The sequence below is a fragment of the Rhodovulum sp. BSW8 genome, assembly GCF_003314725.1.
GTDB lineage: Bacteria > Pseudomonadota > Alphaproteobacteria > Rhodobacterales > Rhodobacteraceae > Rhodovulum > Rhodovulum visakhapatnamense.
In genome coordinates this window covers 554357-577327 of sequence record NZ_QNVX01000005.1, presented here as the reverse complement: position 1 = coordinate 577327, position 22971 = coordinate 554357, and the positions used below count along the sequence as shown (strand labels likewise).

Below are 22971 nucleotides of genomic sequence, written 5' to 3'. Positions count from 1 at the left end.
GGCGCCGGATCTGCCGGGGCGTCCTGCGCGGCGATCAATGGGAATCGCAGCCCTCGCATATCCGGCTCCGCGCTGTGCCCGGGTCCGCCTCGACCGGTTCGGCCCCGGCCTGGGGCTTTGCGGGGTCCGGGCGCGTCCGGGCGGTTTCGCCGACCCCGAGATCGGGCGGGGTCCCGACAAAGCGATCGGTGTCGTCCTCGGGCTCGTCCCGCAGCGCCACGACCGTCACGGCGGCGCCGCCGCCGACCATACCGCCCAGCCAGTAACACAGCAGAACGGTCGCCCATCCACTGTCCAGCAGCAAGGCGCCCGCCAAAGCCGAAAGCGCTCCCGCAGCAATCGAGGCGAGTGTGAAAAGCACAAGCATTGCCGTCTGCATCTCCTTCCCGCACCGATCGAGGCGAACACCGGAGCGGATGCGGTATCTCCGGAACGTAAGATAAAGGACTAACTCCCGCAAAAGGCGATTTGTTTCAATATATTCGCGCGCGATCTGCAAGCGGATTCTTGCCGTAGGATCGCCCGGCCGCGGCAAGGCTCCGCCGTCCGGCGCCCCGCCGGACGCCGTGAGGAAAGAGAACGTTGAGCGAACCTGTCAAACCCGTTTTAATACGCCCCCGCCTACAAGCGGGGTGGGGACCAGCGGAGGACGGACGCGTGGCGACACTCGACGGCGACTGGACCGGCAACAGCCTGACGGGCACCGACGGGCGCGATCTGATCGAGGGGCACGAGGGCAACAACACCATCCCGGGCGGCGCGGGCGACGACACCATCGACTGCGGATCGCAAGGCGACACGATCTTCGGCGGCGACGGCAATGACGTACTGACGGGCGGGTCCGGCGACGATCAGTTGCTTGGCGCCGCGGGCGACGACGCCATCGTCATCACCCCGACCGAGGACAGCCGGATCTGGACGCTGAGCATCGCGGGCGGCGACCGGGACGACCGCATGGCGCTGGACCGGTCCTTTTCCTGGAACGATGCCGTCACCGAAGACCAGATCCGGACCCGCCTGGTCGGGTCCGACAGCTACAAGCCGCCCCCGGTCCCAGCCTGCCCTGCTTTGCCGCGGGATCGCGGATCGCCACGCCGAAGGGGCCGCGCCGGATCGACCGGCTGAGGCCCGGCGATCTGGTCGAGACGCGCGCCAACGGCCCGCGCCCGGTCGGACGCCTCCTGCGCCGCCGCGTCGTCCCGCGCGAGATGGCGGCCGCGCGAGATGGCGGCCAATGCCGCGCTATGCCCGGTGCGGATCGCGGTCGGCGCGCTGGGGCCGGAGCGGCCGGACCGGGCCATGTTGCTGTCGCGCCAGCACGGGGGTCCGACGCAGGCGCCCGACGGGCGCGAGGTGATTGTGCGCGCCCGCCATCTGGCCGAGAAACTGGGTCTGGCCCGCCTGCAGCCCGCCCGGCGCAGGACCCCGCTGCTGTATCTGCATCTGAACCTCGGCACGCATGAGCTTGTCTGCGTCGACGGGATCTGGAGCGAGACGCTTTGTATCGGTCCGGAATTGCGGCGAAGCGCCGGGCCGCTCCGGCGCCTTTTCGGCACCGCCCCCTGCCCGCGATGGCCCGCCGTGTGCGTCCTGTGCTGACCCGCGCCCGGCCCGCCTGAGGGCGCGGCAAGGCCCGACCGGGCCTCGGATGCCTCGGCATCGAAGGCAGGGCCCTGTCCCGGACCTTCTGCGCGATGCCCGCCGGGTCCAAGCCTTCGGCCGGACCTACACCACGCTTTTCGCCCGCCCCGCCCCGCGCCCGCGCCCGCGTCGTGGCCTGCCCGTGCCCCACGCAGGAAACGCCGGACAGCGCCCAAGCCGCGCCGGGACATCCGTTCCGGGCCGCAAACCGGCATCAAACCCCAGCTTCCCGGCAGAGCAGCGTGTTTGACAGTTTTGCCAGCAGCTTACTAAGCTCTGCCCGAGGGTCGGCGGGACGGCTGGCCCCGGGAACAGGGAGATTTCCAACATGTGCGATATCTGCGTGATGACGGCGGTCAAGGACCGCATGCTGTCGCGGCGCGGCTTCTTCGCCGGGGCGGCGGGGGCCGGTCTGGCGGCGGCCGCCGGGCTGACCGCCTCGGCGCCCCGGGCGCTGGCGCAGGGCCATGCGGCGGTGACCGACATGACCCATGAGCTTTCGGCCGACTTTCCCACCTTCTTCGGCGAACAGCAGTTCTTCTGGGACCAGAAGTTCAATTTCGCCGAGCACGGCTTCAACCTGGCCGAATACCGCGTGAACGAACATACCGGCACCCATATCGACGCGCCGCTGCATTTCTCGGCCGATGGCGCGGCGGTGAACGAGATCGCGGTCGAAAACCTGGTGGCGCCGCTCTGCGTGATCGACATCGCCGCCCGCGCCGCCGAGGATGCCGACACCACCCTCACCCCCGACGACATCCGCGCCTGGATCGCCGCCCATGGCGAGATCCCGCAAAATGCCTGCGTCGCGATGTTCTCGGGCTGGGGCGACAAGGCCAGCAGCCCGGGCTTTCGCAATGCCGATGCCGAGGGCGTGCAGCACTATCCGGGCTTCCACGCGGAGGCCGCCGAGATGCTGATCGAGGAAACCGCTGCGGCCTCGATCGGGTCCGACACGCTGTCGCTCGATCCGGGCAACTCGCCCGATTTCGCGACCCATTACGCCTGGCTGCCCTCGGGGCGGTTCGGCATCGAATGCCTCGCCAATCTCGACCGGATGCCCGCGGCGGGCGCGACGCTGGTAATCGGCGCGCCCAAGCACAAGGGTGGCACCGGCGGGCCCGCGCGGATCTTCGCGCTGGTCTGAGCTTGTTTTCCCGCCGCTCCCGCGCCCCTGGCCCGGAGCGGCCCCTTCCCCAACCCAAGGAGACCCGATGGCCACGGTGAAGATCTGGAGCGACGCGGAGGCAGAAGCCGACCCGCGCGTCAAGGCGGTGTTCGACGACATCCGCGCCACCCGCAAGACCGATTTTGTGAACAATGTCTGGCGGGCCCTGGCCAGCCAGCCCGCGGTGCTGGAAACGACCTGGGCGCAGGTCAAGGCGGTGATGGCGACCGAAAGCCCGCTCGACCCGCTGACCAAGGAGCTGATCTACATGGCGGTCTCGGTCGCCAATGGCTGTTCCTATTGCGCCCATTCCCATACCGCCTCGGCCCGCGCCAAGGGCATGACCGAGGCCCAGTACCAGGACTTCCTCGCCGTGATCGGGCTGGCCTCGCAGACCAATGCCCTGGTCACCGCGATGCAGGTGCCGGTCGATCCCGAATTCGAGGTCTGAGCCATGGACAAGGCCATCATCGCCCGCGCGCCGGGCGGCCCCGAAACGCTTGACTGGGTCGACTGGACCCCGCCCGCCCCCGGCCCCGGCGAGGTGCTGGTCCGGCACGGCGCGGTCGGGCTGAATTTCATCGACACCTATTTCCGCTCGGGCCTCTATCCCTGGCCGGGCGAGATCCTGATCCCCGGCAGCGAGGCGGCGGGCCGCATCGAGGCGGTCGGCCCCGGGGTCGAGGGGCTCACGGTCGGCCAGCGCGTGGCCTATACGACGCGCACCGGCGCCTGCTGCACCGCGCGGGTGCTGCCCGCCGACCGGCTGGTGCCCCTGCCCGATGCCATCCCCGACGAGATCGCGGCCTCGATCATGCTGAAGGGGCTGACCGCGCAGTACCTGATGACCTCGAGCTTTCCGGTCCGCGAAGGCCAGACCGTGCTGGTCCATGCCGCGGCAGGGGGCGTCGGGCTTCTGCTGGGGCAATGGCTGGCGGCGAAGGGCGTGCGCGCCATCGGCACCGCGGGCGGGCCCGAAAAGACGGCGCTTGCCCGCGCCCATGGCTATGCCGAGGTGATCGACTACCGCGCGGGCGACTTCGTGGCGCCGGTGATGGCCGCGACCGACGGGCTTGGCGTCGACGCGGTCTATGACAGCGTCGGACAGGACACCTGGCGCGGCTCGCTCGCCTGCCTGAAACCGCGCGGCATGTTCGTGAGCTTCGGCCAGTCCTCGGGCCTGCCCGATGGCTTCCGCCTGCCGGATCTGGCCAAGGGCAGCCTGTCGGCGACGCGACCGGTGCTGTTCGATTTCATCGCCGATCCGGCCGAGCTTCGCACCCGCGCGGCCGAGCTGTTCGCGGCGGTCGCCGAGGGCACGCTGACGCCCCGGGTCGGGAAAACCTGGCCGCTGGCCGAGACCGCCGAGGCCCATCGCGCGCTTGAATCCCGCGCCACCACCGGGGCGACGGTGCTCTTGCCGTAGCTTGTGCGCCGGGCTCCGGGGATCAGCCCCGGAACCCGGTCGCGACCACGAATTTCTCGGAACTGTCCGACCGGCTCGCGGGCGGCTTGACATTGGCGACCTTGGCAAAGCGCTGCTTCAGCAGGGACTGCAACCCGCTCTCGGCCCCGCCCGCCAGCACCTTGGCGACGAAAGTGCCGCCATCGTCCAGCACGTCGAAGGCCAGAGCCGCCGCCGCCTCGCAAAGCGCGATGATCCGCAAGTGGTCGGTCTGCTTGTGACCCGACGAGGCCGCCGCCATGTCGCTCATCACCACATCGGCGCGCCCGCCGAGCCAGCCCTTGACCAGCTCGTCGGCATCGTCGGCCAGAAAATCCAGCTGATGCAGATCGGCCCCGGCGATGGGCTCGACCTCCTGCAGATCGACCCCCAGCACGGTGCCGATGGCCTTGCCCGATTTCTCGCCCAGCGCATTCACGCGCTTGACCGCCACCTGGCACCAGCCGCCCGGCGCACAGCCCAGATCGACAACCCGGGCGCCCGGCACCAGGAACCGGTACTTGTCATCCAGCTCGAGGATCTTGAACGCCGCGCGTCCGCGATAGCCCTCGGCCTTGGCGCGCTTGACATAGGGGTCGTTCAGCTGCCGTTCCAGCCAACGCGTCGACGAAAGCCGGCGCCCGCGCGCGGTCTTGACCTTGACCTTCAGGTCGCGCTGTCCGCGCCCGCTCGATCCCTTCTTCTCCGTCATCCCGGCCTTCGTTCTTCTTCTTGGCAAAAATACCCAGACGCGACATCTGCCCCAGCCGGGCCGCCGCGGCAAGGGCGCATCAGAAGGGGCCCTCCTCCAGCACCCCGTCCGCGCTCATCTGCGCGTAAAGCAACCCCTCGCGCAGCCCGCGATCGGCAACCGACATCCGGTCGGTCGGCCAGACCCGCATCAAGGCCTGCAGGATCGCCGCCCCCGACATGATCAGCGCATGCCGGTCGCGCCCGATCCTCGGATCGGCCCGCCGCCCCTCGGGGCCAAGCTCCAGATAGCGGCGGATCACCTCGTCGATCTGCCCCGACGTCATGCGAAGCCCGTCGACCTTGGTCCGGTCGTAGCGCCGAAGACCCAGATGGCTCGCCGCCACGGTCGTCACCGTGCCCGAGGTGCCGATGATCTGAAAGCCGGCCTTGGTCTGCTCGGCGGCATAGGGCGAGAAATTGGCGAGGTTCTCCTCGAAGAACCAGCTCATCAGCGCGAACCGCGCATGGTCGTCCTCGACGTCGTCGAACTGTTCCTTCAGCGTCGCGACCCCCAGCGGCACCGAGATCCAGTCGACGACGCGCGCCGCCGGAAACGGCCCGGTCTCGCTGTGAAAGCCCGCATGCAGCCGCATGATCGCCCGCGGCCGGTCGGCGCGCGGCACCATCGACAGGTCGATCCAGACCAGCTCGGTCGAGCCGCCGCCGATATCGACCACCAGCAGCTGCTCGGTCTTGGTCGAGACCAGCGGGGCGCAGGACACGACCGCCAGCCGCGCCTCTTCCTCGGGCTGGATGATTTCCAGCCGCAGCCCGGTCTCGCGCCGCACCAGCTTGATGAACTCGCGCGCGTTGACGGCGCGGCGGCAGGCCTCGGTCGCCACCAGCCGCATGCGTTCGACCTGGTGCTTTTCCAGCTTGCCCTTGCAGACCCGGAGCGCCTGGACCGTCCGCGCGATCGAGGCACGGCTGAGCCGACCCGACCCTTCCAGGCCGGTGCCCAGCTGGACAGACTTGGAAAAGCTGTCCACGACATGGAACTGACTGCCCTTCGGCTGGGCAATCAGCATACGACAACTGTTCGTTCCGAGATCCAGAGCCGCGTAAAGCGCTGCAGGATCGGGCGGAACTGGCGCGGGGGTCTCTACCGCCTTGGGAAACGCGCCCGCACCATTCGGACGCTTGGGCGCCATAGGATCGCCCTCCAATCGAGTTGGATGCAGGGTAACGGGCCGGGGGCGTTCGTGCAATGGCGCAGATCGCTCCCGGGCGCCGCCATCCGCCCCTCCCGTCCCGATCCGGGGGGACGACCCCCGCCTCCGCGACGATGGCCGCGCGAAGACGGGAACGGTCAGGACCGGCGGCGCGACACCGCCCCGAAACCGGCCATCGCGGCCAGCAGGAAGGCAGCACTCGGCATCAGGGGCACCGGCAGCGGATCGTCAGGCCGGACGCCCGTACCGCCCCCGATATCCTCGCCGCCCGTTCCGCCGTCTCCACTTTCGCCGGACCCGTCGGCTGCGGGGTCAGAACGATGCCGCCCGCCGGTGCCGCCGCTGACAGCGCCGGGGGCCGCCCAGGGCAGTGCCGCGTGACCGTCCGGGCCGCCGCCCCGCCGTCCCGAGCCCAGGGGATCGGGCCAGAACGCGGTGTCGGTCCCGGCATCGGCCCGGGCAAGGAGGGTGGGCCGCGGCGGGAAGTCCCGCGCCCCCGCATTCGCGGCCAGCACAGCGGGCATCATCAGCGCACAGGCAGGCGTCACCCCGGCCGCGGCATGGCGGCAAACGCTGACGCCAAGCGGAATGGCCACCTCGGCCGCAGCACGGCGGTCGGCCGGGCCGTAGCCCCGCCGGACGGGCGTGCGGTCGACAATCAGCAACGGATGCCCGGGCACCGCGCCCGCGACCATCATGCGCCCGCCGTCCGGCGCCAGGGTCGATGCCGGGGCCATGCCGCCCGCCAGCGCCAGAACCAGCCCCGCGACCGTTCCGATTGCCCCTGCCCGATCCGCTTTCATTGTTCTGTCCTTTTCCGCCGGCTGCCACTGCGCCGACCCTTTGCCAAGACCCCGGAGCGGCCGAATTTTCCGGCCTCGGCCCGCGACACCGAAATTATGGCGCAGCCCGGATCTCCTTTGGACCAGAAAAAGGCGCATTCTTTTGAGAATTTCAAGCAATTCCGAGATATTAACCATTTTTTCCGGTTGACCCAAGGACAGTTCCAGCATCGTGCGCCGATTGTCTCCACATCAACCGGGACCAGTGCCGCGCCCAGAGGCGCCCGCGACAGTGGATGTCCGTTTCGGGCCTCCGCCGCCCGTTCCGTCGGGTCATCGGCCCGGGACCGCCCCGACCCTGCCACCCGAACGCGCCGAAACCGGGCGGGAGGGGGGGGGCACGAATGGGGCCGGACCGACGCGCGATCCGGGCCGAGGTCGCAACGCGCGTCCATCCTGTCGAAATCCGCCTCCGGCGCGGCCCGGGGCCGGATTAGAACCGACTCAGGCAAGAAAGGGAATCGGATGCCCGAGCTCGTCATCGTCTACTGGCGCGACATACCGGCGCAGGTGATCGTGGGCCGGGGCCGCCGGGCCGCCAAACGGGTGCTGCCCGAGCGGTTCGAGCAGGCGATCGACCGCTGTGCGATGCAGGTGGGCGCCAGGGACAGCGACGCCTACCTGGCCGAATGGCGCCGGTCCGAACCCGTCGCGTGTGACGGCGACCCCGACGCCCTGGCCGAAGCCGAGGCGGCGCGGATCGACACCGACTACGATGCGGGCCGCCTGAAGGATCTGATTGCCGCTGCCGGCTGGCAACGGGCATGAACAGGCTGCGGGAGAGGGTGATGGCACTGCTGGACTTCAGAAAAAGCGACAGGGTCGCGCAAGGGGCCGCGGGCACGCGTGCCGGGCCGCTGGCCGAGTTCGTCCGCGGCTATTCGATCGAGGTCATGCCGAAGACGGCCGCCAGGATCGCCGATTTCCGCGCGCTGCTGCCCGCGGGCACCCGGGTCTACATCGCCCATCTCGACGGCACCCCGATCGAGGACATGGTGGCGACCGCCCGGCGCCTGACCGACGAGGGCTTTGCGCCGATGCCGCATTTCGCGGCGCGCTCGATCCCCGACATCGCGACGCTCTCGGACTGGATCGCGCGCTATGCGGGCGAGGCCGGGGTCACCCGGGGGCTGATCCTCGCGGGCGGCATTTCCGAACCGCGCGGCGATCTGCATTCGTCCATGCAGCTTCTGGAAACCGGGCTTTTCGACAAGGCGGGCTTCACCGATCTGCATGTGGCGGGCCACCCCGAGGGCAGCCGCGACATCGATCCGGACGGGTCGGACCGCAACATGATGGCGGCGCTTGGCTGGAAGCAGGCCTTTGCCGCACGCACCGATGCGCAGATGGCCATCGTCACCCAGTTCGCCTTCGACGCCAGGCCGGTGACGGCCTGGGCCAGACGGGTGCGGGCGCAGGGCGTCGACCTGCCGATCCATATCGGCGTCGCCGGCCCAGCCAAGCTGCAGACCCTGGTCAAGTATTCCATCGCCTGCGGTATCGGCCCGTCGCTGGCGGTTCTGCAACGGCGCGCGCGCGATGTCAGCAAGCTGGTGCTGCCCTTCACGCCCGATGCCTTCCTGTCGGATCTGGCCGCCGCCGCCGCGCGCGACCCCGATTTTCCCATCCAGAACGTGCATTTCTTCCCGCTCGGCGGAATCGCGACCAACACCCGGTGGCTGGCCGAGCATGGCCTTGCCCCCACCCAGGACGCCTGAGGAGTTCCATGACCCGTACCGTGCTCGAGTCCAAGTCCAAGACCGTCGTGATCGGTTTCGACGAACCGTTCTGCGTGATCGGCGAACGCATCAACCCGACCGGCCGCAAGAAGCTTGCGGCCGAACTGGAGGCAGGCGATTTCTCGACCGTCGAGAAGGACGCGCTCGAGCAGGTGGCCTGCGGGGCCATGGTGCTCGATGTCAATGCCGGGGTGGTCTACAACTCGAACCCCAACCCGAACGAGACCGAACCGCCGCTGATGCGCCGGATCATCGAACTGGTCCAGGGTCTGGTCGATGCCCCGCTCTGCATCGATTCCTCGGTGCCCGCGGCGCTGGAGGCCGGTCTTGCCGCGGCCCAGGGGCGGCCGCTTCTGAACTCGGTCACCGGCGAGGAGGAACGGATGGACCGCGTCCTGCCGCTGGTCAGGAAATACAACGTGCCGGTGGTGGCGATCTCGAACGACGACACGGGCATTTCCGAGGACCCCGACGTGCGCTTCGAGGTGGCCCGCAAGATCGTCCAGCGCGCGGCCGATTTCGGTATCCCCGCCCATGACATCGTGGTCGATCCGCTGGTGATGCCGGTGGGGGCGATGGCCAGCGCCGGTCAGCAGGTCTTTGCGCTGGTGCGGCGCCTGCGCGACGAACTGGGCGTCAACACCACCTGCGGGGCCTCGAACATCTCCTTCGGGCTGCCCCATCGCCACGGCATCAACGCAGCCTTCCTGCCGATGGCGATCGGCGCCGGAATGACCTCGGCGATCATGAACCCGGTCCGGCCAGTCGAGATGGAGGCGGTGCGTGCCGCCAACCTGCTGATGAATCACGATGCCAACGGGGCGGAATGGATCCGCTTCTCGCGGGTGCTGGACGCGGTCGCCGAGGGCGCAAGCTTCGCCGAAGCCTCGCAGGCGGCGGCCGCCGAGGGCGGCGGGCGGCGGCGGCGGCGCGGCTGAGACCCGCGCCGGGCATAGAAGAGGTAAGGGGTTTTTAACCATGATGGCTGCAGACTGGGACGCATGGACTTTGCCGCCCGCCGCTCGGTTCCCGACAGCTGGATCGCCTCGGTCTTCTCGGCCCAGGCGGTGGCCAAGGGCGGCGTCGTGCGCCGGTCGCGGCGCTGGGTCGAACGCGAGATCGGCATGGAGCGTTTCGTGGCCGAGGTGCAGCTGCGCGGCTTTCACCTGGTCGAATGCGGCGGGCAGCTTATCGTCATCTGCAACCCCCATGGCTTGCGCGTCATCTGCTGACACCGCCGGCTGGCCACCCCGCGCCCGATTTTTCGCAGAAAAATCGCGGCCCCGGCCCCGATGAGCCGCGAGATGCCGCGCGTCGTCTTCACGCCCTCCGGCAAACGCGGCCAGGTGCCCGCCGGAACCACGGTCCTCGAGGGCGCCCGCCAACTGGGCGTCGATCTCGACAGCGTCTGCGGCGGTCGCGGCATCTGCTCAAAATGCCAGATCTCGCCCGGCCGCGGCGCATTCCCCAAACATGGCCTGTCCGTCGCCGAGGATGCCCTCTCGCCGCTCAACGACGTCGAGCGCCGCTATGACGAAAAGCGCGGCTTGGCGCCGGGTCGGCGGCTGGGCTGTCAGGCCCGGATCCTCGCCGATGTCGTGATCGATGTCCCGCCCGAAAGCCAGCTTCACCGCCAGGTCGTCCGCAAGGCCGCCGAGGTCCGCGCGGTCGAGACCGATCCGGCGACGCGGCTCTGCCTGGTCGAGATGGCCGAACCGGACCTGCACGCCCCTTCGGGCGATCTGCAAAGGCTCAACGCGGCCCTTGCCGATCAGTGGGACCTGCCGCCCGCCGCCTGTCCGCTCTCGGTGCTGTCGCGGCTGCAACCCGCGCTTCGCAAGGGCGGATGGACGGTCACCCTCGCGCTCCACCGGGGCGCCTCGGGTCCCGAGATCCTCGACATCTGGCCGGGCTTCTTCGAGGCGCCCCTCTGCGGTCTGGCCATCGATCTCGGCTCGACCACCATCGCGCTGCATCTGACCGATCTGGCAACCGGAGAGGTGATCGCCTCGTCCGGCGCGATGAACCCGCAGATCCGCTTTGGCGAGGACCTGATGAGCCGGGTCTCCTACGCGATGATGAACCCGGGCGGCGCGGCCGAGATGACGGCGGCCGTCCGCGCCACGCTTGACGGTCTTGCGGCCGGGATCGCGACCGAGGCCGGGATCGACCCGCGCTGCATCGTCGAGGCGGCGCTGGTCGGCAATCCGGTCATGCATCACCTGCTGCTGGGCATCGACCCGGTCGAGCTGGGCCAGGCGCCCTTCGCGCTGGCCACGTCCGAGGCCGCGACGCTTCCGGCGGCCGCCCTCGGCATCGGGTCGATCAATCCCGAGGCGCGGGCCTATCTGCTGCCGCTGATCGCGGGCCATGTCGGCGCCGACGCCGCCGCCGTCGCGCTCAGCGAGGCGCCCGAGACCTCGGACGACCTGACCCTCATCGTCGATGTCGGCACCAATGCCGAGATCCTGCTGGGCGACCGGACCCGGGTGCTGGCCTGTTCCTCGCCCACCGGCCCCGCCTTCGAGGGCGCTCAGATCAGTGCGGGCCAGCGCGCCGCCCCCGGCGCGATCGAACGGGTGCGGATCGATCCCGAGACGAAGGAGCCGCGGTTCCGGGTCATCGGCTGCGAGCTCTGGTCCGACGATCCGGGCTTTGCCGCCGCGCTCGGCCCGGCCGGGGTCACCGGCATCTGCGGCTCGGGCATCATCGAGGCGGTGGCCGAGATGCGGATGGCAGGCCTTGTCGATGGCTCGGGCCTGATCGGCTCGGCGGCCCAGACCGGATCGGACCGCTGCCGCCCCGAGGGCCGGACCCAGTCCTATCTGCTGCTGGCGGGCGCTGCCACGGGCGGGCGCGACATCGCCGTGACCCAGGGCGACATCCGGGCGATTCAGCTTGCGAAATCCGCGCTTTACGCGGGCGCGCGGCTGCTGATGGACCGCCGCGGCGTCGACCGGGTCGACCGGGTCGTGCTGGCCGGGGCCTTCGGCGCGCATATCAGCCCGCTGCATGCCATGGTGCTGGGCATGATCCCCGATGTGCCGCTCGACCGGGTCCGCTCGGCCGGAAACGCGGCCGGGACCGGCGCGCGGATCGCACTGTGTTCGGTCGCGGCACGCCGCCTGATCGAAGAGAACGTGCGCCGTATCGAGAAGGTCGAGACCGCCATCGAGCCCCGCTTTCAGGACCATTTCGTGGCCGCGAACGCCCTGCCCCATGCGTCGGACCCGTTCCCCGAACTGGCCCGCATCGCGCCGCTGCCGAGGGTGGATTTCAACACTGGCGGCAGCCGGGGCGAGGGCGAGGGCCGACGGCGGCGGCGGCCGCGCTAGGCGCGGCGCCCCTCAGATCCCCTGTTCGTCCAGGAAGGTGCGGACGCGCGCCATGCAGGTCTGCCAGGCCGGTTCGAAATCGACCAAGACATGGTTCCGGCTGGCCAGCGGCACAAAGGCCGCCCCCGGGATCCAGGCCGCGATCGGCCGCGCCTGCTCTACCGGAATCCTCTGGTCGCTGGGGCGGCGTGCAGCACGATCGTCGCGGCCTCGATCCGCGCCGGCCGGTGGCGCATGTCGATGTCGCCGGACGCCTCCTGAAACCCCGCGGCATTCTCGGCCGAGGTGGTCAGGCGCTGAAACTCGTCGAACCAGGTCAGCTCTTCGGGCGCGGCTTCGGGCATGAAGGTCCGGGAAAAGTTGTGCAGATAGGCCGACTTGCCGGTGCCCCGGCCCAGCCGGGTCAGCGCGCGCACCGCCTGGCGGCGCGACATTTCCTCGGCGCTGGCATGGTGGCGCCAGCCCGAGGCATAGGCTCCGAGCAGGACCAGCCCGCTCACCCGGTCGGGATGGCGCGCGGCATATTCGATGCAGACGGCCGCGCCCTGGGAAATGCCCGGCAGCGGAAACCGCCCCGGATCCATGCCATCGACCACCGCCTCGAGATCCTCGACGAAGGCCGAAAGGCTCAGATCCTCGACCTTCCAGTCCGACAGGCCGCAGCCGCGTTCGTCAGAGCGCACGAAGGTGCGCCGGCGCGCGATCTCGTCGAAACAGGCGCCCCAGATCGGAGTGTTCCAGTCGTGTTCGATATGGGTCAGCCAGTTGGCCGCCTTCACCGGCGGCGGACCGGCGCCCACCGTGGCTCAGGCGATCTTGGTCCCGTCCCGCACCCGGCAAAGCCGATGCGCCGCGCGCGCAGATGGACCCGGCGCCGGGGCGCGCCGACGGACGGGACGGCCTTGGCAGACCCGTCATCGGGGGCGGCCTCTTCCCGGAGCCGCAGCCATGTCTGCACGGCCCCGCGCGGCGCGTCGGGAGGGCGGGCCAGACGCCCCAGAACCCCGGCCCGAATCACCGCGGCATCCTCGCGCTCGGCCGCCAGCCATGACGCGAAGGCCGCGTCGCCCGCCCCGTCGAGCCTCGTCGAGCCCCGTCGGGCCCCGTCGAGAAGATCCTCGCCCAGCCGCCGGGCGGCATCCTCCAGTTCGGCATAGCTGGCCGCAGCGTCGCTTAGGCAAGTGCGGATCGCGCGCAGATCGACGTTCAACCCCGCTCCGTCAAAGGCCACCCGCTCGCGGCCGGCGATGATCCGGGGACGGACGGCGGAATCGACCGCCTTGCGGATCCTGGTCAGCGCCCAGCGGAGCGCCGCCTTCGGGTTGGCGGGCAGATCCCAGAACAGCTCGCACAGCTTCTCGCGCCGGTATGGCCGTACGGTGGCCATCAGAAAGGCCGGAAGCGCCCGCGACTTCCGCGACCTCGGCCCCGGCACGCCGATGGCATCCCGGCGAACCCTGAGTTGGCCGAACAACGGGATCTCGATCGCCTGATCCTGCGGTGGGGCCATCGCGCCCCTCAGTTCCCCATGGCCAGGTCGGTCTACCGGGAAATGCAGGGATCGCCGGAAAACAACGGCCGCGCGGTCCCGGAAACACGGCCGCCACCACGCCGGGCACACCGCCCTGCCCGGATGCGTTGCGCAGCCGACAGGGGCCGAAGGAAGCCCCGGTCGGCGGATCGCGTCAAACGGGGCGCCGGTGGCTGCGGGACGGCCCCGGCCAACAAAGGAACCGACAGGGCGACCAGTCTCGAACCCCGCGGCAATTTGGTCATCGTTGTGATGGGAGGAACGATCGACGCCGCCGCGTGCGGACCGCCCGGCGACGTTCCGGTCGAGAGGACGATCCGGCTGCGCCCGGATTCTGGTGGACGTCTCGCCGGGCGCCCGGGTCCTGCGCGCGGGCATTCGCGGGCGCGCGGCGGCCGCGGCCCTGATGCGCGGGTACCGCGGAAAGAGGCGGGTCGTCGTCGGCACCGGGTCGCTCGGTCAGTTGTTCGCAGTGGCAAGACAAGCCTTGCCGGCGAGAGTTCAACCCGGGATTGATTCGTGGCTTTCTGATTTTATTTCAGTTATTTAGGGGCAATCTCCAAGACCTCGCGTCACCTCCTGCCCCGCCGCATCCGGCCGGACCGGCATGGCACCGCGCCGGACCCTGCCCTTCGGCGAACGCCGCCCGGCACCCGGCGCGTCCCTTTGACGACCCGCCGTCGCGGCCGCCCGGCACTGGACAAGCCCCGCAGGCGGGCGCTAGCTCTGAGACAAACGGAGGGGCGGATGCAGATCAGCGAAACGAGGGCCATCGTCACCGGTGGCGCGTCTGGACTTGGCGCGGCGACGGCGCGGGCGCTTTGCGCGGCCGAGGCGGCGGTGACCATTCTGGACCGGGATACCGACCGCGGCATGGAGCTGGCTGCCGAAATCGGCGCGGGCTTTCAGCCGGTCGACGTGACCGACGAAACGTCGGTCGAACAGGCCGTGGGCGAGGCCTCGGCGCAGATGGGCGGCATCACCGCCTGCATCAGCTGCGCGGGCATCGCGACGGCCGAGCGCACGCTGGGCCGGTCCGGGCCGCACGGGCTGGAAAGCTTTCGCCGCACCGTCGAGATCAACCTGATCGGCAGTTTCAACGTGCTGCGGCTGGCTGCCGCCGAGATGGCGCAGAACACCCCCGATGACGACGGCTGCCGCGGGGTGATCGTCAACACCGCCTCGGTCGCGGCCTATGACGGGCAGAAGGGCCAGGCCGCCTATGCCGCCTCGAAGGGCGGTATCGCGGCGATGACGCTGCCGCTCGCGCGCGATCTGGCCGGGCTGAGGATCCGGGTGATGGCGATCGCGCCGGGGATCTTCCGCACCCCGATGCTGGAGGGGCTGGGTCAGGAGGTCATGGACGGGCTCGCCGCCGATGTGCCGAACCCGCCCCGGCTGGGCGACCCGGCGGAATACGCAGCCCTTGTGCTGCATATCCTGCAGAACGGCTACATGAACGGCGAGGTGATCCGGCTGGACGCAGGGCTGCGGATGAGATGAGCCCGCGGCAGACCCGCGTCACGCCCCTGGGCGAGATCGTGGCCGACCCGGCACGCGGTCTGTTCATGGGCAACCGCGGCTGCCTGCACGATGCCGACGGACGGCTCGGCCGGGCGCGCTGGCGCCACAAGGCCTGGATCTGCTGTCTTTTGCAGTTTCGCGGCCGTCACCGCCCGGTGATGACGCCGGGGCGCTATACCGAGCTTTTCTTTCTGGACGAGGCGGTGGCGCTGGCGGCCGGGCACCGCCCCTGCGCCGAGTGCCGCCGCGCCGATTTCCGGCGCTTCGCCCTGGCCTTCGGGGTCGGGACGGCGGGCAGGCTCGATGCGGCTTTGCATGCGGCGCGGCTTTGCCCGTCCAGCCGGGATCAGCGGCGCCACACGGCCCCGGCTGCCGCCCTGCCCGACGGCGCCTTCGTGCTGCTGGAGGCAACCCCGCATCTGATTCTGGGAAGGGTCGCCCTGCCCTGGAAGCCTTCGGGCTATGGCGCGGCCCGCCCCCGCCCCGTTGGAGAGGTCACGGTTCTGACCCCGGCGCCCACGGTCGCGGCACTGGCGGCGGGCTATCGGCCGGTGCTGCACCCAAGTGCCGCCGCCGGACCGGGCTAGCCTGCGTTTTCGGCCTTTTCGGCCAGCTCCAGCCAGTCTTCCTCGGCCCTGGACAGGGCCTCCTGCCGCGCGACCAGCGCCTCGGTCGCCTTGCGGAACTTGACCGGCTCGCGGGTGAAGAGATCGGGGTCGTCGAGCAGTTCTTCAAGCTTGGCGATCTCGGCCTCCAGCCGCGCGATCTCGGCCGGAAGCGCGTCGAAGCGGTGCTTTTCGGTATAACTGAGCCCCGGCGCCTTCTTCGAACGGGGCGGCTCCGGTTTGGTCTGCGCGGCGGAGGGTTTCTCGGCGGACTTCCCGACGGTCCGCCCGGGGCCGGTGGCCTCGGCCCGCTGCGCCCGGTAATCGCTCCAGCCGCCGGCATAGACGACCGCGCGGCCATCGCCCTCCATGGCGACAGTCGTGGTCGCGACGCGGTCGAGGAAATCGCGGTCGTGGCTGACCAGAAGAACGGTGCCGTCGAACTCCGACACCAGTTCCTGCAACAGATCGAGCGTCTCGACGTCGAGATCGTTGGTCGGCTCGTCCAGCACCAGCAGGTTCGATTCGCGGGCCATGATCCGGGCCAGCAAGAGCCGCGCCCGTTCGCCGCCCGAAAGGGACCGCACCGGCGCGCGGGCCTGGGCGTCGTCGAAGAGGAATTCCTTGAGATAGCCCACGACATGCTTGGGCTGGCCGCGCACCAGCACCTGGTCGGCCTTGCCCGACACCCGCATCTCGGGATCGCCGGTCAGGCTTTCCCAAAGCGTCATGTCGGGATCGAGCGCCGCGCGATTCTGGTCGAAGACGGCCATCTGCAGATTGGTGCCAAGCCGCAGCTCGCCGCTGTCGGGCGCCAGCTCGCCGGTCAGCATCTTCAGAAGCGTGGTCTTGCCGACACCGTTGGGTCCGACCAGAGCCACCCGCTCGCCGCGCTGGACGCGCAGCGAGAAGGGCTTGAGGATGACGCGATCGCCGAAGTTTTTCGAGATCTCGGTCGCTTCGATCACCCGCTTGCCGGATTTGGGCCCCGCCTCCAGCGCCATCGCCGCGGTGCCCTGGCGGCGGATCATCGCCGAGCGGTCGTCGCGCATGGCATGCAGTGCCCGCAGGCGGCCCTGGTTGCGCTTGCGGCGGGCCGAGATGCCCTCGACCGCCCAGCGGGATTCGGCCTTGATCTTGCGGTCGAGCTTGTGGCGGGCCTCGTCCTCGTCGGCCCAGACCTTGTCGCGCCAGTCCTCGAAGTCGGCAAAGCCGCGATCCTGGCGGCGGACCTCGCCCCGGTCGATCCACAGCGTGCCCCGGGTCAGGGCGCGCAGGAAGGCGCGGTCGTGCGAGATCAGCACATAGGCCGACCGGGTCTCGGCCAGCTGGGCCTCGAGCCAGCCGATGGCCTCGATATCGAGATGGTTGGTGGGCTCGTCGAGCAGCATCAGGTCGGGTGCGGCGGCCAGCAGGCGCGCCAGCGCCGCCCGCCTGCGCTCGCCGCCCGAGGCGGTGGCGGCCGGGGCGGAAAGATCGAGCTTGAGCCCCTCGGCCGCCATCTCGGCGCGATAGCCTTCGCCCGGGGCCAGCGCCGCGGCGGCGAAATCGCCCAGCGTGGCATAGGCCGAGAGGTCGGGCTCCTGTTCCATATAGCCCACCGAGGTGCCGGGCGACAGCACGCGGGCGCCGGAATCGGGTTCGACGAGGGCGGCCATGACCTTCATCAGGGTCGATTTTCCCGAGCCGTTGCGGCCGACCAGCGCCACCCGGTCGCCCTCCTGGATCACCAGATCAAGCCCGGCAAAGACCGGGCCTCCCCCGAAGGTGAGCGAGATCGACGACAGCTGAAGAAGGGGTGCGCGGGCCATGGGCGCTGGGTATGATGCCGGGTTGCGCCGGTCAAGCGGCAGAAGAGGGAAACCCCGGTCGGGGCGGGGCGGGCAAAATTCTTCGGCGAAGAATTTTTGGCCCCCGGGGCGGCGGCGGTGGGGACCGTTCACGGAATTTCGTGCGAAATTCCGCGCGCGCTATCCGGCCGAGGCGCGCAGCAGTCGCTTGCGGGCGGGGGGAATCGCCCGGATTTCGAGCCCGGTGAAGACATGCAGCGTGTTGAGATCGCGATCGACCACCGCATGGTCCGATACCCAGCCGCCCATCACCAGATAGCTGCGCAGGAGCGGCGGCATCCCCAGCATCGCCCGCCGGGCGTCGGGCTGGCGGCGCCGCAACATCTGCCCGAAGCGGAACACGTTCGGCGCCTTGACGCGCGGCAGCCAGCGTTTCGGCGCCAGATGCCGGTCCTGCAAGAGCGCGAAGGCATCCATGTAGGTCTCGGCCTCGGTGCCCTTGAAGGACGAGCAGCCGAACAGCATCTCGACCTTCTCCTCATCCACGAATCGGGTCATCGCCCCCCAGGCCACGCGCAGGATGTCGGGGTCGCGCCAGGCCGGGTGGATGCAGAACCGCCCCATCTCGACCATCGGCCCGTCGAAGGTCTCGAGCGCGGACAACTCGTAATACTGGGCCGAATAGCTTTGCCCGATCTCGGCCCCGCCCTTCAGCGGCAGCAGCCGGAAGCAGCAGACCAGCGTGCCGCTGCGGGTCTCCTCGACCAGCACATGACGGCAGACGGCATCGAAACAATCCGCATCGGCCCCTTCGGGATGGGTGTCCGTGGCGCGAAAGGCCAGATAGCGCAGACGCTGCGCGGCGAGGATATCGGCCGGGGTTTCGGCCAGCCGCGCGGCATAGCGGCCCTTGCGAAGTGACAGCATCGTGACGGCTCCACGGGACTGGCGGGACTGGATCGCCCGCCTAGATATTGTCCGAAGGCCGATAGCACACAAGATGTGACGAAACCCTGACAGGACCCGCGAGACCAAATGACCCAGAAAGTTTCCAAACCCGATTCCGAATGGCGCTCCGAGCTGTCGGACCTCGCCTACCGGGTCACCCGCAAGCACGCGACCGAACGCCCCTTTTCGCATGACGACTTTCCGAAGGCGCCCGGCACCTACACTTGCGTCTGCTGCGGCGCCCCGCTTTTCGCGCAATCCGACAAGTTCGACAGCGGCACCGGCTGGCCCAGTTTCACCCGTCCGGCCAGCCCCGACGCGGTCGGCGAGCGGAGCGACCGGAGCCTTCTGATGAAGCGCACCGAGGTGCATTGCCTGGCCTGCGCGGCCCATCTGGGCCATGTCTTTCCGGACGGCCCCGCACCGACCGGGCTGCGCTACTGCATCAACGGCGTGGCGCTCGACTTCACGCCAGACAGCAGCGGCGACGGCAGAGACACCGACGCGGACTAAGGTCAGAGCCAGGTGGCCCCGGGGGCTGCCATTCCGCGTCCCGGTCGGGACGCGGTGTGCGCTCAGCGGTCGCCGATGATGTCCTCGGCATTGAACTGGCCGATATTGCCCAGCATCTGCCGCAGGAACGAGACGCCCTTGATGTTGCTTTCGGTCACGCGCCGGTTCAGGGCGATCACGCGGCCGTCCTCCAGCCCGAACCGTTCGACATTCTCGACCGTCCCGGACTTGTCGAAGGAGATCGCCACGACCTGACGGTCGGTCTCCTTGGGTTCGCGGAAACCGACCGTCTCCCAGTCGCTTTGCACGTAATACCACGCATCGTCGCGCATCACGCCGCCTATCGTCGGCGGTCCGACCAGTTCGGCCACGCTGTCGCGCGTGTCGACACCGACCGTAACCCCGGCGAGATCCTCGTCGGACGGAGCATAGCCGTGGCTGCGCTGGATCGGAGAGCAGGCCACAAGGCCCGCAGAGAGAATAGCGGCCAGCACCAATCTGGCGTGCACTGCCCGGGGCCTTGCCATCGCAACCTCTTGTCACAGGGGTTTTTCACTTCTATCCCGCTTAGCAGATCGTATGCCCCGGGTTCAAGAATGGAACGTGAACCATGGCCAACACACCTGAAATGCCCAAAGGCACCGTCCCGCCCCTGCGGCTTGACCGTCGCGCAGGCCGCGACCCGGTCGCCTTCACGCTGATCCCCGAACCCGCCGAGCGCGCCGAGCTTGCCGGCCGGCTTGGCCTGTCCGCGCTGAAGAAGCTGCGCTTCGCGGGCCAGATCCGGCCCGAAGGCGCGCGCGACTGGCGGCTCGAGGCCGAGCTTGGCGCCACGGTGGTACAGCCCTGCGTCGTCACGCTGGCGCCGGTGACCACCCGGATCGACAGCCCGGTCCTGCGGCTTTACCGCGCCGACATGCCGTCCCGGCCCGAGGGCGACGAGATCGAGATGCCCGAGAACGACAGCGAGGAGCCGCTGCCCGATACGCTTGACCTGGCGCGGGTGTTGGAAGAGGCGCTGGCCTTGGCGCTGCCGCTTTATCCGCGCGCCGAGGGGGCCGAACTGGGCGAGGCGACCTTTGCCGCGCCCGGAACGGCGCCGATGCAGGATGCCGAGGTCAAGCCCTTTGCCGCTCTGGCCCGGCTTCGCGACCGTGCGGAGGGCGAAACCGCCGACGGCCCGGACGGCGAGACCGGCGGAAGCGACAGCGGAGACTGATCGGGGCGGACGGGTTTTGCCGCGCCCTGCCCGGGCCTGCGACCTCGCCCCGCCCCTTTGGGCGCGCTGCGGGGCCGGTTTCGGGATCGACTGCAGGGTCGGCGTCGGGATCGGGACGCCCCGGTGTCGCAAGGCGACGGAAAATCGCGCCTCGCGCCTGAAAGACAGGGCCAGAAAGGGGCTTGCGCCCGTCCAGAATCGCAGTATGTTCCCGGCCTCGCTTGCACGATGGATCGGACGCCGCGCCAAGGGCGCTGAGAGACGCGCGTTCCCAACGAAAGAACACCGGGCCAAGGCCCCTCCAGACCGAGGTTGAGACATGGCTGTCCCTCAGAATAAAGTCACGCGGTCCCGCCGCAACCAACGCCGTTCGCACGATGCGCTCGTCCCGGGCAACCCGGCCGAATGCTCGAACTGCGGCGAGCTGAAGCGTCCGCACCACGTCTGTGCGGCCTGCGGCCATTATGACGACCGCGAGGTCGTGGCCCAAGCCGACGAGATCGACCTGGACGAAGAAGACGCGGCATAATCCGCCCCAAAAGGCGCGCGTCTCTCCATGACCGAAGAGCATCTCCAGGAGCTGCGCGCCGCCCCGCGCACCGTGATATCGGTGGACGCCATGGGTGGCGACCGCGGCCCTGCGGCTGTTGTCGCGGGCATTGCCTTGTCCGCAGCCAAAAATCCGGACATCCGCTTTATTCTGCACGGGCAGCGCGACGAGCTTGAAAAGCTGGTCGCGCGTCGCAAGCCCCTGCGCGGGCGGGTGGAGATCCGGCATGCGGATGGCGTCGTCACCATGGACGCCAAGCCCAGCCACGTGATGCGCCACGGCCAGGACACCTCGATGTGGTCGGCCATCGACTCGGTGCGGCATGGCGAGGCCACGGTGGCCGTGTCCTGCGGCAATACCGGGGCGCTGATGCTGCTGTCGATCATGCGGCTCAGGAAACTGCCGGGCGTGAACCGGCCGGCCATCGCCTGTCTGTGGCCGTCGCGCAATCCCGGCGGCTTCAACGTGATGCTCGATGTCGGCGCCGATGTGCGCGCGGACGAGCGCGACCTGCTGCAATATGCGCTGATGGGCACCTCTTATGCCCGGAACGGGCTGGGGCTTGACCGGCCGCGGGTCGGGCTTCTGAATGTCGGCACCGAAGAGAACAAGGGCCGGGCCGAGCTGAAGGCCGCCCATGACCTGATCGAGGCTGCGGCCGAAGAGGCGAATTACAGCTTCGTCGGCTTCGTCGAGGGCGGCGATATCCCCTCGTCGAAGGTCGACGTGATCGTGACCGACGGCTTCACCGGCAATGTGGCGCTGAAGACCGGCGAGGGCACCGCCAAGCTGCTGGGCGATTTCATGCGCGAGGCCTTCACCGCGACGCCGCTGTCCAAGGTCGCGGCCCTGCTGGCCTATACCTCGCTCAGGCGTCTCAAGAAAAGAATGGACCCCAGGCGCGCCAATGGCGGGGTGTTCCTCGGGCTGAACGGAACGGTGGTGAAATCGCACGGCTCGTCGGATGCGACGGGCGTGTCGGCCGCGGTCAAGCTCGCCTTCGAGCTGGCGCAGTCGGGCTTCACCGAACGTCTGGCCGCGCGGGTCGCGGCCAGCAATGCGACAGGACCGGAGGCGCTCCGGGAACTTGCCGGCGGGCGTAAGGGGTAGGAATGGGTACGAGGGCGATCGTCCGGGGTGTCGGGCATTATCTTCCGGCGCGCGTTGTGGAAAACGCCGAATTCGAGGCGACGCTCGACACATCGGACGAATGGATCCGCTCGCGCTCGGGGATCGAGCGGCGGCATTTCGCGGCCGAGGGCGAGACCACCTCGCAGATGGCCATCGCCGCCGCCCGGGCCGCGCTGGACGATGCCGGGCTCGGGCCCGACGACATCGACGCCATCGTGCTGGCGACCTCGACCGCCGATCTGACCTTCCCCTCTGCCGCGACCATGGTGCAGGCCGGGCTGGGCATGACCCGGGGCTTTGCCTATGACGTGCAGGCGGTCTGCGCGGGCTTCGTCTTTGCCATGGCCAATGCCAATGCGATGATCGCCGCGGGCCTGGCCCGCCGGGTTCTGGTGATCGGCGCCGAGACCTTCAGCCGGATCATGGACTGGACCGATCGCGGCACCTGCGTTCTGTTCGGCGACGGCGCGGGCGCGCTGATCCTAGAGGCGGCCGAGGGCACCGGTGCGGCCGAGAATCGCGGCATTCTCGCGGTCGATCTCAATTCCGACGGACGCCACCGCGAGATCCTCTATGTCGATGGCGGGGTGTCGACCGGCACCACCGGACATCTGGTGATGCATGGCAAGGAAGTCTTTCGCCATGCTGTCGAGAAACTGGCCGACACCGCTCATTCCGCGCTGGACAAGGCCGGGCTGACCGGGGCCGATGTCGACTGGCTGGTGCCGCATCAGGCCAATCTGCGGATCATCAAGGCCACCGCGCAGCGGCTGCACCTGCCGATGGAGAAGGTGATCGTCACCGTCCAGGACCACGGCAACACCTCGGCCGCGTCGATTCCGCTGGCGCTGTCGGTCGGGCGGCGCGAAGGCCGGATCAAGGATGGCGATCTGGTCGTGACCGAGGCGATCGGCGGCGGCCTTGCCTGGGGATCGGTCGTCCTGCGCTGGTAGGCGCGCTTCGCGTGCCACCTTCGCCCATCGCGTCAAGTTCCCCGTATTGACACTGAAAATCAAATCTACCTAAGGTTTTGGCAACCAAGGGTTTCAATAGTCGCTGTCAG

The 22971-nt window shown here is 69.4% G+C and carries 26 protein-coding genes and 1 pseudogene; 18 read left to right on the top strand and 9 right to left on the bottom strand.

Going from position 1 to position 22971, the window contains the following annotated elements:
- Positions 1-34: 34 nt before the first annotated feature.
- Complete coding sequence (locus DSD19_RS05020) at positions 35-367, bottom strand: hypothetical protein (protein WP_075785920.1); 333 nt, start codon at positions 365-367, stop codon at positions 35-37.
- A 290-nt stretch (positions 368-657) separates the two neighbouring features.
- Between DSD19_RS05020 and DSD19_RS22210 the strand changes: the two genes are divergently transcribed.
- The 6 genes and pseudogenes from DSD19_RS22210 (at position 658) to DSD19_RS04990 (ending at position 4238) form a co-directional block, all read left to right on the top strand.
- Positions 658-1125: a calcium-binding protein gene (locus DSD19_RS22210; protein ID WP_243627696.1), complete on the top strand. Its 468-nt coding sequence runs from the start codon at positions 658-660 to the stop codon at positions 1123-1125.
- Positions 1113-1163, top strand: a pseudogene (locus DSD19_RS22715) (hypothetical protein); the annotation flags it as partial. The gene DSD19_RS22210 and the pseudogene DSD19_RS22715, both read left to right, overlap by 13 nt.
- Positions 1164-1224: 61 nt before the next feature.
- Complete coding sequence (locus tag DSD19_RS05005) at positions 1225-1599, top strand: Hint domain-containing protein (protein WP_113668746.1); 375 nt, start codon at positions 1225-1227, stop codon at positions 1597-1599.
- A 370-nt stretch (positions 1600-1969) separates the two neighbouring features.
- Positions 1970-2791, top strand: coding sequence for a cyclase family protein (locus DSD19_RS05000; RefSeq protein ID WP_113668745.1), 822 nt, complete (start codon positions 1970-1972; stop codon positions 2789-2791).
- 67 nt (positions 2792-2858) lie between these two features.
- Positions 2859-3263, top strand: a complete 405-nt coding sequence (locus DSD19_RS04995; RefSeq protein WP_113668744.1) for a carboxymuconolactone decarboxylase family protein — start codon at positions 2859-2861, stop codon at positions 3261-3263.
- 3 nt (positions 3264-3266) lie between these two features.
- Entirely contained in the window at positions 3267-4238 is a 972-nt protein-coding gene (locus DSD19_RS04990; protein WP_113668743.1) for a quinone oxidoreductase, read from the top strand.
- A 22-nt stretch (positions 4239-4260) separates the two neighbouring features.
- On the opposite strand, the gene DSD19_RS04985 is transcribed toward DSD19_RS04990, so the two are convergent.
- The 3 genes from DSD19_RS04985 to DSD19_RS04975 all read right to left on the bottom strand — a co-directional run bounded on the left by DSD19_RS04985 (position 4261) and on the right by DSD19_RS04975 (position 6984).
- Positions 4261-4968, bottom strand: coding sequence for an RlmE family RNA methyltransferase (locus DSD19_RS04985; RefSeq protein ID WP_113668742.1), 708 nt, complete (start codon positions 4966-4968; stop codon positions 4261-4263).
- Between the two features lie 79 nt (positions 4969-5047).
- A complete protein-coding gene (locus DSD19_RS04980; RefSeq protein WP_113668741.1) occupies positions 5048-6160 on the bottom strand; it encodes a Ppx/GppA phosphatase family protein in 1113 nt (370 codons plus the stop codon).
- 158 nt (positions 6161-6318) lie between these two features.
- On the bottom strand, positions 6319-6984 hold the full coding sequence (locus DSD19_RS04975) for a hypothetical protein (RefSeq protein ID WP_113668740.1): 666 nt from the start codon (positions 6982-6984) through the stop codon (positions 6319-6321).
- A gap of 504 nt (positions 6985-7488) precedes the next feature.
- Here DSD19_RS04975 and DSD19_RS04970 point away from each other — a divergent pair.
- From DSD19_RS04970 to DSD19_RS04950, 5 genes are all read left to right on the top strand, one after another.
- Positions 7489-7791 (top strand): virulence factor, encoded by a 303-nt coding sequence (locus DSD19_RS04970; protein ID WP_113668739.1) that lies wholly within the window; start codon positions 7489-7491, stop codon positions 7789-7791.
- A 20-nt stretch (positions 7792-7811) separates the two neighbouring features.
- Positions 7812-8741 (top strand): methylenetetrahydrofolate reductase, encoded by a 930-nt coding sequence (locus DSD19_RS04965; protein WP_243627691.1) that lies wholly within the window; start codon positions 7812-7814, stop codon positions 8739-8741.
- 8 nt (positions 8742-8749) lie between these two features.
- Positions 8750-9700 (top strand): methyltetrahydrofolate cobalamin methyltransferase, encoded by a 951-nt coding sequence (locus tag DSD19_RS04960; protein WP_113668737.1) that lies wholly within the window; start codon positions 8750-8752, stop codon positions 9698-9700.
- 63 nt (positions 9701-9763) lie between these two features.
- The gene (locus DSD19_RS04955) at positions 9764-9994 is read left to right on the top strand and encodes an N-(5'-phosphoribosyl)anthranilate isomerase (protein WP_075785909.1); all 231 of its coding nucleotides are present in this window, start codon (positions 9764-9766) and stop codon (positions 9992-9994) included.
- Positions 9995-10054: 60 nt separating this feature from the next.
- Positions 10055-12097, top strand: coding sequence for an ASKHA domain-containing protein (locus DSD19_RS04950; protein WP_113668736.1), 2043 nt, complete (start codon positions 10055-10057; stop codon positions 12095-12097).
- Between the two features lie 158 nt (positions 12098-12255).
- Here DSD19_RS04950 and DSD19_RS22205 read toward each other — a convergent pair whose 3' ends face one another.
- Positions 12256-12876, bottom strand: a complete 621-nt coding sequence (locus tag DSD19_RS22205) for an alpha/beta fold hydrolase (RefSeq protein WP_243627688.1) — start codon at positions 12874-12876, stop codon at positions 12256-12258.
- Positions 12873-13607, bottom strand: a complete 735-nt coding sequence (locus DSD19_RS22200; RefSeq protein WP_243627685.1) for a hypothetical protein — start codon at positions 13605-13607, stop codon at positions 12873-12875. Before DSD19_RS22200 ends, DSD19_RS22205 begins: the two co-directional genes overlap by 4 nt.
- A gap of 768 nt (positions 13608-14375) precedes the next feature.
- On the opposite strand from DSD19_RS22200, the gene DSD19_RS04940 reads away from it, so the two are divergent.
- Complete coding sequence (locus tag DSD19_RS04940; protein WP_113668735.1) at positions 14376-15131, top strand: SDR family NAD(P)-dependent oxidoreductase; 756 nt, start codon at positions 14376-14378, stop codon at positions 15129-15131.
- Positions 15128-15739: a hypothetical protein gene (locus DSD19_RS04935; protein WP_113668734.1), complete on the top strand. Its 612-nt coding sequence runs from the start codon at positions 15128-15130 to the stop codon at positions 15737-15739. Before DSD19_RS04940 ends, DSD19_RS04935 begins: the two co-directional genes overlap by 4 nt.
- On the opposite strand, the gene DSD19_RS04930 is transcribed toward DSD19_RS04935, so the two are convergent.
- The gene (locus DSD19_RS04930; RefSeq protein WP_113668733.1) at positions 15736-17568 is read right to left on the bottom strand and encodes an ABC-F family ATP-binding cassette domain-containing protein; all 1833 of its coding nucleotides are present in this window, start codon (positions 17566-17568) and stop codon (positions 15736-15738) included. The two genes, DSD19_RS04935 and DSD19_RS04930, sit on opposite strands and share 4 nt — an antisense overlap.
- 159 nt (positions 17569-17727) lie before the next feature.
- Positions 17728-18474 (bottom strand): GNAT family N-acetyltransferase, encoded by a 747-nt coding sequence (locus DSD19_RS04925; protein ID WP_108027673.1) that lies wholly within the window; start codon positions 18472-18474, stop codon positions 17728-17730.
- Between the two features lie 108 nt (positions 18475-18582).
- Here DSD19_RS04925 and msrB point away from each other — a divergent pair, with 108 nt between their 5' ends.
- Positions 18583-19008, top strand: coding sequence for a peptide-methionine (R)-S-oxide reductase MsrB (gene msrB / locus DSD19_RS04920; RefSeq protein WP_075785903.1), 426 nt, complete (start codon positions 18583-18585; stop codon positions 19006-19008).
- A 62-nt stretch (positions 19009-19070) separates the two neighbouring features.
- Here the strand turns inward: msrB and DSD19_RS04915 are convergent, their stop codons facing one another.
- Positions 19071-19517, bottom strand: coding sequence for an outer membrane protein assembly factor BamE (locus tag DSD19_RS04915; RefSeq protein WP_243627683.1), 447 nt, complete (start codon positions 19515-19517; stop codon positions 19071-19073).
- Between the two features lie 101 nt (positions 19518-19618).
- On the opposite strand from DSD19_RS04915, the gene DSD19_RS04910 reads away from it, so the two are divergent.
- From DSD19_RS04910 to DSD19_RS04895, 4 genes are all read left to right on the top strand, one after another.
- Positions 19619-20227: a DUF177 domain-containing protein gene (locus tag DSD19_RS04910; RefSeq protein ID WP_243627681.1), complete on the top strand. Its 609-nt coding sequence runs from the start codon at positions 19619-19621 to the stop codon at positions 20225-20227.
- A gap of 319 nt (positions 20228-20546) precedes the next feature.
- Positions 20547-20756 carry a 50S ribosomal protein L32 gene (rpmF, locus tag DSD19_RS04905; RefSeq protein WP_075785900.1) on the top strand — a complete coding sequence of 70 codons (210 nt, stop codon included), beginning with the start codon at positions 20547-20549 and terminating at the stop codon, positions 20754-20756.
- Between the two features lie 27 nt (positions 20757-20783).
- Complete coding sequence (gene plsX, locus DSD19_RS04900) at positions 20784-21887, top strand: phosphate acyltransferase PlsX (protein ID WP_075785899.1); 1104 nt, start codon at positions 20784-20786, stop codon at positions 21885-21887.
- Between the two features lie 2 nt (positions 21888-21889).
- Positions 21890-22861 (top strand): beta-ketoacyl-ACP synthase III, encoded by a 972-nt coding sequence (locus tag DSD19_RS04895; protein WP_113668730.1) that lies wholly within the window; start codon positions 21890-21892, stop codon positions 22859-22861.
- Positions 22862-22971: the final 110 nt, after the last annotated feature.